The organism is Chryseobacterium sp. WLY505 (genome assembly GCF_030846215.1).
In the GTDB taxonomy this organism is placed as follows: domain Bacteria; phylum Bacteroidota; class Bacteroidia; order Flavobacteriales; family Weeksellaceae; genus Chryseobacterium.
Genome location: NZ_JAVCWI010000002.1, coordinates 583,665 through 596,824, shown reverse-complemented (window position 1 = coordinate 596,824; position 13,160 = coordinate 583,665). Strand labels below are relative to the sequence as shown.

General features: G+C 37.6%; 15 protein-coding genes. 9 read left to right on the top strand and 6 right to left on the bottom strand.

Annotation, left to right across the window (positions count from 1 at the left end; genetic code table 11):
• The first annotated feature begins 22 nt into the window (after positions 1 to 22).
• The 3 genes from RAH34_RS08140 to RAH34_RS08130 all read left to right on the top strand — a co-directional run bounded on the left by RAH34_RS08140 (position 23) and on the right by RAH34_RS08130 (position 3,664).
• Positions 23 to 1,552, top strand: coding sequence for an FAD-dependent oxidoreductase (locus tag RAH34_RS08140; RefSeq protein WP_306595799.1), 1,530 nt, complete (start codon positions 23 to 25; stop codon positions 1,550 to 1,552).
• A gap of 30 nt (positions 1,553 to 1,582) precedes the next feature.
• Complete coding sequence (locus RAH34_RS08135; RefSeq protein WP_114820115.1) at positions 1,583 to 2,239, top strand: DUF6766 family protein; 657 nt, start codon at positions 1,583 to 1,585, stop codon at positions 2,237 to 2,239.
• Positions 2,240 to 2,527: 288 nt separating this feature from the next.
• The gene (locus RAH34_RS08130; RefSeq protein WP_373427982.1) at positions 2,528 to 3,664 is read left to right on the top strand and encodes an Atu1372/SO_1960 family protein; all 1,137 of its coding nucleotides are present in this window, start codon (positions 2,528 to 2,530) and stop codon (positions 3,662 to 3,664) included.
• Between the two features lie 132 nt (positions 3,665 to 3,796).
• Here RAH34_RS08130 and RAH34_RS08125 read toward each other — a convergent pair whose 3' ends face one another.
• Entirely contained in the window at positions 3,797 to 5,224 is a 1,428-nt protein-coding gene (locus RAH34_RS08125; RefSeq protein WP_306595797.1) for a PLP-dependent aminotransferase family protein, read from the bottom strand.
• A 101-nt stretch (positions 5,225 to 5,325) separates the two neighbouring features.
• Between RAH34_RS08125 and RAH34_RS08120 the strand changes: the two genes are divergently transcribed.
• The 3 genes from RAH34_RS08120 (at position 5,326) to RAH34_RS08110 (ending at position 7,060) form a co-directional block, all read left to right on the top strand.
• The gene (locus RAH34_RS08120; RefSeq protein WP_306595796.1) at positions 5,326 to 5,781 is read left to right on the top strand and encodes a cupin domain-containing protein; all 456 of its coding nucleotides are present in this window, start codon (positions 5,326 to 5,328) and stop codon (positions 5,779 to 5,781) included.
• A gap of 150 nt (positions 5,782 to 5,931) precedes the next feature.
• A complete protein-coding gene (locus RAH34_RS08115; protein ID WP_306595795.1) occupies positions 5,932 to 6,816 on the top strand; it encodes a dihydrodipicolinate synthase family protein in 885 nt (294 codons plus the stop codon).
• 10 nt (positions 6,817 to 6,826) lie between these two features.
• On the top strand, positions 6,827 to 7,060 hold the full coding sequence (locus RAH34_RS08110) for a thioredoxin family protein (RefSeq protein WP_306595794.1): 234 nt from the start codon (positions 6,827 to 6,829) through the stop codon (positions 7,058 to 7,060).
• A gap of 221 nt (positions 7,061 to 7,281) precedes the next feature.
• On the opposite strand, the gene RAH34_RS08105 is transcribed toward RAH34_RS08110, so the two are convergent.
• Entirely contained in the window at positions 7,282 to 7,788 is a 507-nt protein-coding gene (locus tag RAH34_RS08105) for a pyridoxamine 5'-phosphate oxidase family protein (protein WP_114820120.1), read from the bottom strand.
• A 311-nt stretch (positions 7,789 to 8,099) separates the two neighbouring features.
• On the opposite strand from RAH34_RS08105, the gene RAH34_RS08100 reads away from it, so the two are divergent.
• Positions 8,100 to 8,897, top strand: a complete 798-nt coding sequence (locus tag RAH34_RS08100; RefSeq protein ID WP_306595793.1) for an AraC family transcriptional regulator — start codon at positions 8,100 to 8,102, stop codon at positions 8,895 to 8,897.
• A 64-nt stretch (positions 8,898 to 8,961) separates the two neighbouring features.
• The gene (locus tag RAH34_RS08095; RefSeq protein ID WP_306595792.1) at positions 8,962 to 9,915 is read left to right on the top strand and encodes a nitrilase family protein; all 954 of its coding nucleotides are present in this window, start codon (positions 8,962 to 8,964) and stop codon (positions 9,913 to 9,915) included.
• 46 nt (positions 9,916 to 9,961) lie between these two features.
• On the opposite strand, the gene RAH34_RS08090 is transcribed toward RAH34_RS08095, so the two are convergent.
• The 4 genes from RAH34_RS08090 to RAH34_RS08075 all read right to left on the bottom strand — a co-directional run bounded on the left by RAH34_RS08090 (position 9,962) and on the right by RAH34_RS08075 (position 11,738).
• The gene (locus tag RAH34_RS08090) at positions 9,962 to 10,318 is read right to left on the bottom strand and encodes a rhodanese-like domain-containing protein (protein ID WP_306595791.1); all 357 of its coding nucleotides are present in this window, start codon (positions 10,316 to 10,318) and stop codon (positions 9,962 to 9,964) included.
• Positions 10,315 to 10,617, bottom strand: a complete 303-nt coding sequence (locus tag RAH34_RS08085; RefSeq protein WP_114820124.1) for a DUF3817 domain-containing protein — start codon at positions 10,615 to 10,617, stop codon at positions 10,315 to 10,317. The genes RAH34_RS08090 and RAH34_RS08085 overlap by 4 nt, the downstream gene beginning before the upstream one ends.
• 2 nt (positions 10,618 to 10,619) lie before the next feature.
• Complete coding sequence (locus RAH34_RS08080) at positions 10,620 to 11,078, bottom strand: hypothetical protein (protein ID WP_306595789.1); 459 nt, start codon at positions 11,076 to 11,078, stop codon at positions 10,620 to 10,622.
• 69 nt (positions 11,079 to 11,147) lie between these two features.
• On the bottom strand, positions 11,148 to 11,738 hold the full coding sequence (locus RAH34_RS08075) for a TetR/AcrR family transcriptional regulator (RefSeq protein ID WP_306595788.1): 591 nt from the start codon (positions 11,736 to 11,738) through the stop codon (positions 11,148 to 11,150).
• Between the two features lie 149 nt (positions 11,739 to 11,887).
• Between RAH34_RS08075 and RAH34_RS08070 the strand changes: the two genes are divergently transcribed.
• A complete protein-coding gene (locus tag RAH34_RS08070) occupies positions 11,888 to 13,105 on the top strand; it encodes an MFS transporter (RefSeq protein ID WP_306595787.1) in 1,218 nt (405 codons plus the stop codon).
• Positions 13,106 to 13,160 lie beyond the last annotated feature (55 nt).

Sequence of the window (13,160 nt, the reverse complement as noted above, 5' to 3'; positions counted from 1 at the left end):
TTTAACAAAAAAAAATCTGGTTATGTACAGAGACGGTGCAAGAAAAAGTATATGGCAGGAAGAGGTCAGAAAATTTTCTACAGAAACTGATCTCCATTCGTTATTTGATGTTGCCATAATAGGGGGCGGAATTACAGGAGTTTCAACAGCTCTGAAACTTCAGGAATCCGGAAAGAAATGTATTATTCTGGAAGCTGCCAACATTGGATTTGGAACAACAGGTGGTACAACGGCTCATTTAAATGATTTCTTTGATACAACCTTTACGCAGGCCATCCGCGATTTTGGTCTGGATAAGGCTAAACTCTATGCAGAGGCAGGAAATGATGCTATTGAAATTATTGAAGATCATATTGACAGATACAAGATTAGTTGTGATTTCACCAGAAAATCAGCATACCTATTTGCATTGGATGAAAACCAGGAAGAGCGGTTGAAAAGTATTGTTGAAGGAGCTGAAAATGTAGGCCACGAAATGAGCTATGTTAATGAAATTCCTTTTCCGGTTCCCTTCAAAGAAGCAGTACGTATTCCCGGACAGGGGCATTTTCATCCCATTAAATATATAAAGGGACTTTGTGAAGCTTTTATAAGTCTTGGTGGTTTCATTCAGGAAAACTGTCTTTCTGAAAGTCATGATGAGCAGGAAGATCATGTACTTTTAAAAACTTCAAAAGGAGAAATAAAGGCACGAAATATTGTTTACGCCACTCATATTCCTCCCGGAGTCAATATTCTGCACTTTACCAATGCTCCTTACAGAAGCTATGCGATGGCATTTACCCTGAAAAATGATAAATATCCCTGGGAGTTAGGCTATGATCTTTGTGAACCTTATCATTATTACCGTATTCAGAATATCGATGGTGAAAATCTTTTAATTGCAGGCGGTGAAGACCATAAAACAGGGCACGCTGATGATACGGGAGCATGCTTCTCTAGGCTTGAAAATTATGTGAGAAAATACTTTGATGTGGAAACGGTATTCTACAGCTGGTCCAGCCAATACTATGAACCGGTGGACGGGCTTCCATACATTGGAAAACTACCGGGAACTCAGGAAAGAGTTTTTGTGGCGACAGGCTTCAGAGGAAACGGAATGATATTCGGGACACTTTCATCGCAGATATTGCATGATTTGATTATTACCGGAAAAAGTAAATATGGAGACTTATTTAATCCTTCAAGAATCAAACCTGTCGCTGGATTCTCAGATTTTGTGAAGGAAGCAGCCACTGTGGCATTTGATTTTGTGAAAGATAAAATTTTCAGGGATAAAATTGAATCCTTTTCAGAAGTTGGAGAAGGCGAAGCAAAAGTGATCCGCTACGAATCAGAATCTTACGCACTTTACAAAGAAATTGACGGGACTTTACATTTGCTTCGGAGTACCTGTCCACATGCGGGATGTGAAGTTCGATGGAATAGTGCCGAACTGAGCTGGGACTGCCCATGCCACGGTTCGAGATTCAATATCAACGGAAAAATCCTTACAGGGCCAACCACGCAGAACCTGCAAAAAGTATTTCCTTATCAAAAACGTGATTCTTAAACCTTGAACTTTAAACTTTAAACCAAAAAAATGTCACGCCCCAGTTTCTTTTATCGCAACAGCTTAAGCATTGTTCTGATTACTCTGATGATTGTCTTTCTTACAGGACAGTTTTTTACCGGTTGGAAAACGGAAAACAAAGAATTGATTGAAAACGGGCAGGCCGCTTTAAAAATCAGTGAATACATTCACAGCGGACATTTCATACAGGCCACTTTTGAAAACTGGGAAAGCGAATTCCTTCAGATGATGATCTACGTGGTATTAACGATTTCTCTCAGGCAAAAAGGTTCCAGCGAATCAAAATCTATGACAGAAAAGGAAGAGGTAGACAGGGATCCTGCAGCACATCCCAAAGCACCATGGCCAGTGAAAAAAGGAGGAATCTGGCTGAAACTCTATCAACATTCCTTATCACTTGCATTTGCAGTCCTGTTTCTGGTGAGTTTTACCTTGCATTTCTATGGAAGTCTTACGGATTTTAATGATGAGCAGATGATGAAAAATAAACCGCCCGTAACAGCATTGCAATATATTTCAGAATCAAGGTTCTGGTTTGAATCCTTTCAGAACTGGCAGAGTGAATTTCTGGCGGTTGCTTCCCTTGTTCTTTTATCTATTTGGCTGCGTGAAAAAGGCTCTCCCGAATCGAAACCCGTGGATATGCCTCATGATGAAACGCCGTGACTTTTATTCACTTTTGGCTTGGTCTGCATAATTGCAAAAAATGTAAGCCTGGCACGGGTATGTCTGTGTTCATAATGATCATGTTTCCAGTTTTTTCAGTACCACACACAATTCTTTTCCTATAGAATCTACAAACTGGCTTTCCGTTTTTTTTCAATCAGTCCATCTTTCATATGTCGTTTTGTGTGTATATTTTGGCAAATTTAATAAGAACGACAGTAGTAATTTTGTATGATCAATGTAATACCTACATGATTAATTCAAAGTATAATCTATATCTTATTCAGAATGAAAAAACTATGTCTTTTTTTTATTTTAATTTTATTATCTCATAACACCCACATCATGGCACAAAATAAGGCTAAAATATTGGTTCTTATCCATTCCGATAATGGCGGAACTTACGAACTGGCTAAAGAAATAGCCAAAGGAATGGAAAGTGAAAATAATGCAGTTCCTTATATCAAATTAGTCAAGACCTCACAAAATCCAACCCTGAAAAATCTTCCTGTAGCCACAGTGGATGAATTAACCTCTTATGATGGAATTGCTTTTGGTTCACCGGTTTACTTCGGGAATATCAGTACAGGAATGAGTGAGTTTTTATCGAAAACCGTTCCGTTGTGGACCAACCATGCTTTGGAAGGAGTTCCTGCTACGGTTTTCATGTCAGCGGGAAGCGGAGCAGGAAAGGAACTTGCTCTTCAGGCCTTCTGGAACAGTCTTGCTGTGCACGGGATGGTATTGGTATCTAATGGAATTCGTGGAACAGAAGAGCTGAATAAAGCCATTCCACAGGGAAATACGGTTTTGGGAGTTACCAGCATGGCCTCATTAAAAGATGTGGAAAGACCTACCAAAGGAGAACGGAATATTGCTGAACTTCAGGGAAGGAATTTCGCAAAAATAGCACTGGCGTTAAAGGATACTCACCCAAAGAAAACAGTTGCGGTTGCGGAAAATCACCAGAATTTCAATGAAATATTAAAACAGAAAAATATTACACTTCCACAGGTTCCAAAACCGGCAGGAAATTATCAGCCGTTTGTCCGTTCCGGAAATCTGGTATTTATCAATCAGGTTGCTTTAAAAGACGGTAAAATTTTCAATCCGGGGAAATTAGGAGTAGAAGTGAATGAACAGCAGGTAAAAGACGCAACAAAAGTAACCATGCTGAACGTAATTTCAGTGTTAAATGAAGCAGTAGGAGGAGATTTGAGCAGAGTAAAGCAATGTGTTCAGCTTACGGGAATTTTTAATACTAAAGATGATTATACAAAACATGCAGATCTGATGAACGTTGCTTCTGATCTGGCTGTAGAAGTCTTCGGGGAAAAAGGAAAACATGCCAGAGCAACTTTGGGAGCTTCTTCTATTCCTGTAGGCTCTTCAGTAGAAATTCAGGCTGTCTTTGAGGTAGAATAATTTTCCGTAATCATTTAATGTTTTTTCACATAAAAATCTTTCAGATCTGACAGATTACACTGACCATACAAATCTGCGTAATCTGTAAAATCTGCGAGGAATAAAGAATTATATTCTCATTATAACCTGCTGTCAAAATCTGGAAAAAATCTCAGCAATCAAAGGAATACTCTGTTCCAGCTGTTCTTCGGAAAGCGCTCCATAGCTTAATCTGAACCCATTTATATTATTTTGGCTGTATTGTTTGGGATGAATAATCTTAATGTTTTTTTCCAGTAATAAAGTTGTTACCACATCCCAATCCAATTGTACTTTAGGAACAATCCAAAACGCCAGACCACCTTCGGGCAGCGTAAAATCGGCTATATCTTTCATGTGTTTCTTCAACAATTCAAAAACAAAGTCTCTTTTGTTCTTATAATGAACAGTTGCTTTTCTGATATGCTTTTTTATGGCACCTTCTTTAATGAGCTGGAGGACCGCCTGTTCCATAATGACATCTCCATGTACATCAATAATCTTTCTCAGATCACCGATTTTTTTCAAGAGTTCCTGGTTTTTGGTTGCCAGATAACCAATTCTCAAGGCAGGTGCTACTACTTTACTTAATGTTCCGATATACACGTAATTGTGCAGTTCGGGAAAACTTGAAATCGGGAGAATAGGACGATATCCGAAGTGAAACTCATTATCATAATCATCTTCAATAATGGTCATATTATATTGATTTGACAACTCAATCAGTTTGAGTCTTCTTGACAGGCTTAGGGTAACTGTTGTAGGATATTGTCTGTGAGGAGTACTATATAATGCTTTTATATTCTGATGTTGTTTTAAAAGCTTTTCCACAGCCTCAATATCAATTCCTTCATGATCTAAAGGTACTGACAAAAGCTGTGCTCCTGCATACTGAAACGCTTGCCATGCAGGCTCATAGCCGGGATCTTCTACAATAACTATGTCACCGGGACTTAAAAGACTCTGAGCCGTAAGGAACATTCCCATCTGACTGCCTCGGGTGATAGAAATTTCGTTTTCATGAATATGCATTCCTCGTTGATGATTAAGCATCTGAGAGATCATTTTTCTGAATTCCAAATCGCCATGTTCATCTCCATAACCCATCATCTGCCATTTGGCTTTGATGCTGAAAATTTGCCTGTAGGCTCTTGCCAGTTCTGTTACAGGGGCAATTTTACTATCGGGATGGCCATCATCGAAATTAATTAAAATTCCATTAGGCAAGACCTGCTGATTTTTAGAATCATGGAGTGCATCTGCATTTTTTTCATGCAAGACAGGGAGCTTTTCTGATACAAAAATACCTTTTCTTTCTTTTGAAATGACCCATTCTTCATTGATCAACACCTGATAGGCTTCTACAACAGTATTTCTGTTGATTTTTAACGTTTGGGCAAGGTTTCGGCTTCCTGGAAGGGCATCCCCCGCTTTTAATCTTCCTGAGCGGATATCAGTGATAATAGTATCCGCAATCTGTAGATAAACTGCTTTATCAAGCTTTTTATCAATTTCTAATTCCAATTTCCAAGGACGTAACATCTGGACTATCTATTTATGTGAAAACTGAATCATTTAAACAGTCCAAATATAAAATAATTTTGTCATGCAATAAAGCACAAAACCATAATAATTTTAAAATCATGGACAAGAAACAATTCAGCTCTAAAGATTTCCACGAAACTTTTGCAAGACCAAAGTATGTAAAACCAAGCCATTTGATTCATAAAAATGTAGAAAACGCAGGAGAACACAGTCAGTTTTCAACAGAAAGAAAGCATCCCGTTTTCTTTGTAGATCTTCCGAGTAAGAATGTAAGCATGACGATAGGAGGCTTAACTCCCGGACAGCAAACCAACAGACACCGCCATACTTATGAAACGGTATTATTTGTAATCGAAGGAAAAGGCTGGACAGAAGTAGAAGATGAAAGAGTACACTGGGAAGCTGGTGATGCGGTATACATTCCTTCCTGGGCCTGGCACAAACACCAGAATCTGAGTGATACCGAACCTGCCAAATACATCGCCTGTGAAAATGCTCCTCAGCTGCAAAACTTAGGTGTAGCCCTGAGAGAAGAAGAAGGAAGAGACCTTTAATTTGAATATTTTAAACCATTAAGGGAAACCGTTCTTCTGTTGTATTTGATATCGGATATGATTTTTTAAAGCGAAGCTACCCTTAATACTCTTAACAACTTATTCTCTCTTAATGGTTTAAAAATAATCTTAAACTTTTAAACAAAGAACATGAAAAATGTACCATTTAAAGGGATTATAGCCTATCCCATAACGCCTTTTGATAAAAACGAAAAAGTAGATATTCCGCTTTTCAAACATTTGGTAGAAAGGCTCATCACCTCCGGAAGCCATGGTATCGCTCCATTGGGGAGTACAGGAGTCATGCCTTATCTGTCGGACGAAGAAAAAGAAGAAGTGACGGAAGCTACTTTACAACAGGTAAAAGGCAGAATTCCGACATTGGTAGGGGTTTCTAATCTTACAACAGAAAAAACCATTCACCATGCTCAGTTCGCAGAAAAAGCTGGAGCAGATGCGGTAATGATTATCCCGATGAGCTACTGGAAGCTGACGGATGATGAAATTGTGGCGCATTATGATGCCGTAGCCCGTAAGATTTCCATTCCAATTATGGCGTACAATAATCCGGCAACAAGTGGAGTAGACATGTCTCCGGCTCTCTTGAAAAGACTTCTTGAAATTCCTAATGTAACGATGATCAAAGAAAGTACGGGAGACATACAGAGAATGCATTATCTAAGGAGAGAACTTGGTGAAGAGGTTGCATTCTATAATGGTTCCAATCCTTTGGCTCTGGCTGCATTTTCTGCGGGAGCGAGAGGCTGGTGCACCGCAGCTCCCAATCTCATTCCCGAACTGAATATCAGTCTTTATAATGCAGTGGAGGAAGGTGATCTTGAGAAAGCAAAAACAATTTTCTATCACCAGTTTGATCTTTTAAAATTTATTGTGAACAAAGGATTGCCAAGAGCCGTGAAATCCGGTCTTAATATTCTGGGGGAAGATGGCGGTAATTTACGAAGTCCTTTAAAACCTTTACACGAAAAAGAAACCGAAGAATTAAAAAATATTATTGAAACCCTTATTAATTAGTAAAAATCGTATGAAAAAGTCCATTTTTTATCATGCAGGATGCCCTGTATGTATCAGTGCAGAACATGATATTGTTAGCCTTATAGGTTCGGAAAATGTTGAGATTATCCATTTAGGTAATGACAAAGGCAAAATTGAAGAGGCTGAAAAAGCGGGTGTAAAATCTGTACCTGCATTAGTAACTCCCAACGGGAATGTTCTTCATATTAATTTTGGAGCGTCTATGGAAGATGTGAAAGGTTAGATTATCGCATTAATTCTTGTATAAACGGCTCAAACTTTTGAGCCGTTTTTAGTATTGAAAAACGCAAGGACGCAGAACAAATATATGCGTTGTGTTTATCTCCGATAAAATTGAATGCTGCTGATTTATCTCTCGCAGATTATACAGATTACGCAGAAAATTACACAGAAATCTGCTTAATTTGCAGCATCTGCGAGAGAATTATTTTTATTCAGAACTTTTTAAATCGTTGCATTTCCCTCAACACCGTCTGAATTATCGGTTTTGTTTCCTGTGATTGCAGATGCGACAAAGCTAAAGAGACTGACCAGTTTCCCTGCTTTGGTGTCCCAATAATAAGTTTCTTTAGGTTCTACACGGATAATGGTAACATTGGGGTCATCTTTTCCGTCAAACCATGCTTTAGCCAGTGGAGACCATTTATCTTCTATCGTTGCTTTATCTTTATAAACAGAAGCTTTTCCGTAAACTGAAAGATACTGGGAATCGCTGTTGTTCATAAAAAACAGCTGTACTCTCCGGTCTTCTTTTATTTCAAAATTCTTGTTGCTGGTTCCGCTGCTGATAAACCATAGATTTCCACTGTCATCAGTTTCTTGTAGAGTCATAGGTCTTGAATTGACAGGAATCGTTTCCAATTCTGTACAGAACATACATATTCTTGCTTTTTCTGACAGTTCTTTGATCTTTTTGATCGCTTCAAGGTGGGTAAGGTTTTCTGTTGACATATTCTTATATTTTAGTGATTGGTAAGTAGTATAAGATTCAAATACCTGACCAAAAGAGGATAAAGTGTGGTATCTTATATAAATTTCTTTTCGTTTTTGGAAATCACAACGAAGAAGGATGAGTGTTAATTCCACATAAAGTTCAAGAATTTTATCAATTTTATCTCCCGCAGATCACTCAGATTTCGCAGTTGATTGTGTATATATCTTTGTAATTGACAAAATATGCGAGAGAATTAAATAAGTGATTTTGCATGTCTTAAATTTGAGATTGTCTTTTTCTGTCAATAAGTTTTCTGTAAATTTGATGGATGCAGATTTCACCTCCACAACACTTGGCTCCTTATATCAGACATTATATCTTTTTGGAAAATTCCCAAGAGGATATAAAAAGTTTAAGGCTCTTTACGGATGGAAGTTCCGGATTGATACTATCCGGAGACATGAATCTGTATTCCGGTATTTCTGAGGACCAGATGCCATTTTCCTTTTTCTATGGTACATTAAACGGTTACAGGGATTTCTTTTCAAAAGGTAAATTTTCTCTTATGGCCATCATATTTCAACCTTATTTTTTGAATATTCTTTTGAAAACCTCTGCCAAAGAAATTCGCAATCAGATCATTTCCGTGGAAGATGTTTTGAAAAATAAGCTGGAAGTGTTTCAGGAGAAATTGTTTAATAAAGAAAGTCCTTTAGCTATAATCAATGATCTGAATATCTTTTTTACGCGTTTTTTATCCGAAAGAATGAGTGCAGATCATCATTTAATAACAGCGACACAGCAATATCTTCTTCAAAGTAAAGGCACTGTATCCTCCAAAGATTTGCAGCATTTTACCGGATATTCTGAGCGTCATTTAGAACGAAAGTTTGACTATCATATGGGAATATCTCCCAAAAAGTATGGAAATATCATCCGTCTTCATTATTTTTTAAGCCTTATGAATAACGGGATTGATGATAAAAATATGACCACACTTTCTTACGAAGCGGGATATTCTGACCAGTCTCATCTGATCAGGGAATTTAAAAATAATATCGGGCTTACTCCTAAACAATATTTACATACAGAAAATAAAATGGCGGTTAATTTTATTGAACTGTAAACCGGTATGGCGGTTTTATACAATTTTTAAGAAGCGACATCGCCTAGTTTTGCTTAAAAAAATTATGAACATTAAAATTTCGACAGCACAATTTGAAAACAAAAGCGGTGATAAAGTTTATAACCTATCCGTTATAGAAAAATTAGCTGGTGAGGCAGCATCCAAAGGGTCTCATGTAATTGCCTTCCATGAATGCTCCATTACAGGCTATACTTTTGCCCGAAAGCTTTCCAGAGAACAGCTTCTTGATATTGCAGAACTTATTCCGGATGGTGAGAGTATTGAAAGACTACAGGAGATTGCTACTCAATATAATATCACCATACTGGCCGGATTGTTTGAGAAAGATGAACATGATAACCTCTTCAAGGCTTATGTTTGTGTAGATAAAACAGGACTGAAGGCGAAATACAGAAAATTACATCCTTTTATTAATCCTAATCTTACACCCGGAAATGAGTACTGTGTATTTGATATTATGGGTTGGAAGTGTGGAATTCTTATCTGTTATGATAACAACATCATTGAAAACGTGAGAGCGACCAGACTTCTCGGTGCAGAAATTATTTTTATGCCTCACGTCACCATGTGTACACCATCCACAAGGCCGGGAGCTGGGTTTGTAGACCCACAGCTTTGGGAAAATAGGGTAGCAGATCCTACGTCTTTACGTCTGGAATTTAATGGAATGAAGGGCCGGGACTGGCTGATGAAGTGGCTTCCGTCCAGAGCTTATGATAACGGAGCGTATATTGTTTTTTCAAACCCAGTTGGTATGGATGATGACCAGCTTAAAAACGGGTGTTCCATGATTATAGATCCTTTTGGAGATGTGATTGCAGAATGTCACTCATGGGAAGACAGTTTTGAATCAGCAGTTATTACTCCTGAAAAACTTACTCAGGCAGGAGGATATCGTTATATTAAGGCCCGAAGACCTGAATTATACAGGGATATCATTGGGCAGGAACATTCATCAGAACAAAAAGTAATTTGGCTTAACAATAATACTCTTTAAAAAATTGAATCTCTTCTATAATAATTGCAGGAGAGATTCATTGCTTTTATCGATGGATAGTAGTCTGCAAGTCGGTCCAGGCACCTCCGTTATAAATATGTTTAAAGCCTCTTTCTTTCAGGATATTCTCTGCTTTTACACTTCTGAGTCCGTGAGAACACACTGTGATGTATGTTTTTTTCGGGTCTAATTCTACATACCTTTCTCTGATTGTTCCTAAAGAAATATTCACAGAACCTTCTATATGTCCTGTTTCATATTCCTTTTCTGTTCTTACATCCAAAATAACAGCTCCTTTTCTGAGGAGTTCCGGCAAACCATTATCTAAAGTCTGGAATCGGTAAACTCTGTAAACTACATACAGAATGAGAGCTATTCCACAAAATATAAAAATGCTTTTCATAGCTTGCTCAGAATTTTTTTGTCAATATAAAAAGTTCCGAAAGGAATAAAGCATGCCAAAATAACTTTCCAGGTTATTTCTTTAAATTTCCAGTTTTGTTCCACTCCAACACTTAATGTATTGAACAGAAATAGCAGGAATAATGTTCCGTGAACAGGGCCAATAAGTCTTACCCATAAAGGATTGTCCATCCAGTATTTCATAGGGACTGCAATAAATATCAGAGTCAGTAAGGAAATTCCTTCCAAAATAGCCAGAATCCTCAACCGGCCGATTTTTGTTTTAAATAAATCTATCATAATTATCTGAAATAAGGTCTGTTTGCAAAAGGAGAAAAAGGCCACGGAATGGCAATGAAAATTATGATCAGTGCTATAGAAAACCAGATCCCCATAGTTTTGAATTGTTCTTTATCCGAAGGTTTTCTTTTGGCTAATGCAGAACCGATCGTGATGATAATAATGGCTGTAATCATCAGCGAAATATGGATCAGTCCGAAAAATACATGTTCCAAAGAGTCTTTAGCTTCGATAAAATTTTTCCAGAAGTATTGGATCATTGGGCTTTTGAAGTAAAATATCATTCCTATGACCAATTGAATATGAGCTATTGTTGCAGTCCAGTGCCTTACCTTATTATCTGCTTCTGTAAATTTTCTGTTGGAAAAATATCCTCCGAAAGAACAGTAAATTGCATACATCAGGCTTATTAAAACCAACCATCGTGTGAGTGAATGTAAAAAAGTAAGGGTTTGATACATCGTTTATTTTTTTGAACACAGCAAAGGTAAAATAAAAACATACTAATTAGTATGTTTTTTGAAAAAAAATTATTGAAGCGTTTTGAAATAAGATTTAAGTCCTTTTAAATAAATAAGATACACTTCTTTTGAGTTTTCTAATTTGCCTAGATTTCTTACTCCCCAATAGCCTGAAATAACAAAAACACTTACTTCTTTTGCATTTACTTCTTTGTTGATGATGCCTGCTTCTTTACCTATCTCAATACTTTGTGCAAGGGCCTGTTCCCATTCTTTTGAAAGTTCATGCAAAGCGTGTGTAAAAGCATGATGCCAGGGGGCCATTTGCTGTACGAAATTGGAAGTAGGGCAGCCATATTCCACTTTTAAAAAATCGTTTTCAATCAGCAGATGGTACATGATATCATAAATACTGTCTAAAGGATTCTGACTGTTTTGAAGAGAGTCAATGAACATTTTCCTGAAATTGGGTTTCATCAGATCTGTAATAATAGCAAGCCCCATTTCATCCTTGGTTTTAAAATGATAATAAAAAGCTCCTTTCGTCACCTGAGTCGTTGCAATAATTTCATCTATGCTTGTAGTCTGAAAACCTTTCACATAGATCAATTCGAACGCTTTCTGGAGAATGGTAAGACGGGTTGCTTCTGATTTCTTCATTAAAACTGATGATTATTTACAAAGGAACACATTTTAAATGTAAAATAAAAACTATCATTATTCTGATATATTAATACAATTTAAATAATTTTTATAATACAAAAAATCGTCAGAACTTTGCCTTGTCAATATCAACAAAATACAAGACAATGAACTTTCAAAAAGAAATACAGATCAATCCTGCAACACAGACCGCTAAAAAAGGTCTTCCTGCAGCTTTATGGGCATTAACAATAAGTGCTTTCGGAATAGGAACTACAGAATTTGTTATTGTAGGGCTTCTTCCTACTGTAGCCTCAGACCTGGGAATTACCATACCTTCCGCAGGGCTGCTGGTTAGTCTCTATGCGATAGGAGTGGCAATCGGAGCACCGATATTAACGGCATTAACAGGGAAAATCCCACGCAAGATGCTATTGGTATCCATCATGCTTTTATTTGTTATCGGGAACGGGCTGGCATCTATAGCTCCCGGTTTTATCACTTTAGTTCTGGCCAGAATACTTACGGGATTGGCCCACGGGGTTTACTTTTCCATAGGTTCTACTATTGCAGCGTCGCTGGTTCCTGAGGAGAAAAGAGCCACCGCTATTTCTATTATGTTTGCCGGGCTTACCCTGGCGATTGTAACAGGAGTTCCACTAGGAACATTTATAGGACAGCATTTCGGATGGAGAGCGACTTTCATAGGCGTTTCAATCCTTGGGATCATAGGGTTAATTGCCAGTTTACTATTGGTTCCCAACAATCTGAAAAACGGGAAAACAGCATCTTTAAAAAGTCAGTTTAAAGTACTGGGAAACAAACGTTTGATTTTTACCTTTTTAATGACTGCAATGGGATATGGAGGTACGTTTGTGGTGTTTACGTATCTGTCGCCTATTTTGCAGAAAATTACAGGGTTTCAGGAATCTACGGTTACTTTTATCCTTCTGGTTTATGGAATTGCCATTGCTTTAGGAAACCTTATTGGTGGGAAAGTAGCGAATAAAAATCCTCTGAAAGCTCTTCTATGGATGTTTGCCGCACAGGGATTGGTATTGCTGGCGTTTTATTTCACGGTAAGCAGTCCTGTTTTAAGCATCATTACCCTTTTTCTGTTAGGAGCTTTATCATTTGCTTCTGTTCCCGGACTTCAGTTATTGGTGGTACAGATTGCTGAAAAAGAACTTCCGGGAACTGAGGATGTAGCTTCGGGGATCAATATTGCTGCTTTTAATATCGGTATTGCGATCGGATCTTATGCGGGAGGAATGATTGTTACCTCTTCCTTAGGTTTGGCAAGTACGCCATGGATAGGTGCTTTATTCCTGCTGGTTACAGTTTTGATAACCATGTATAGTATTGGTTTAAGTAAGAAAAATTAAGATTTACTATATTTATTGGAATTATCAACCCTTGTCAAGGTTTAAAACCTTGACA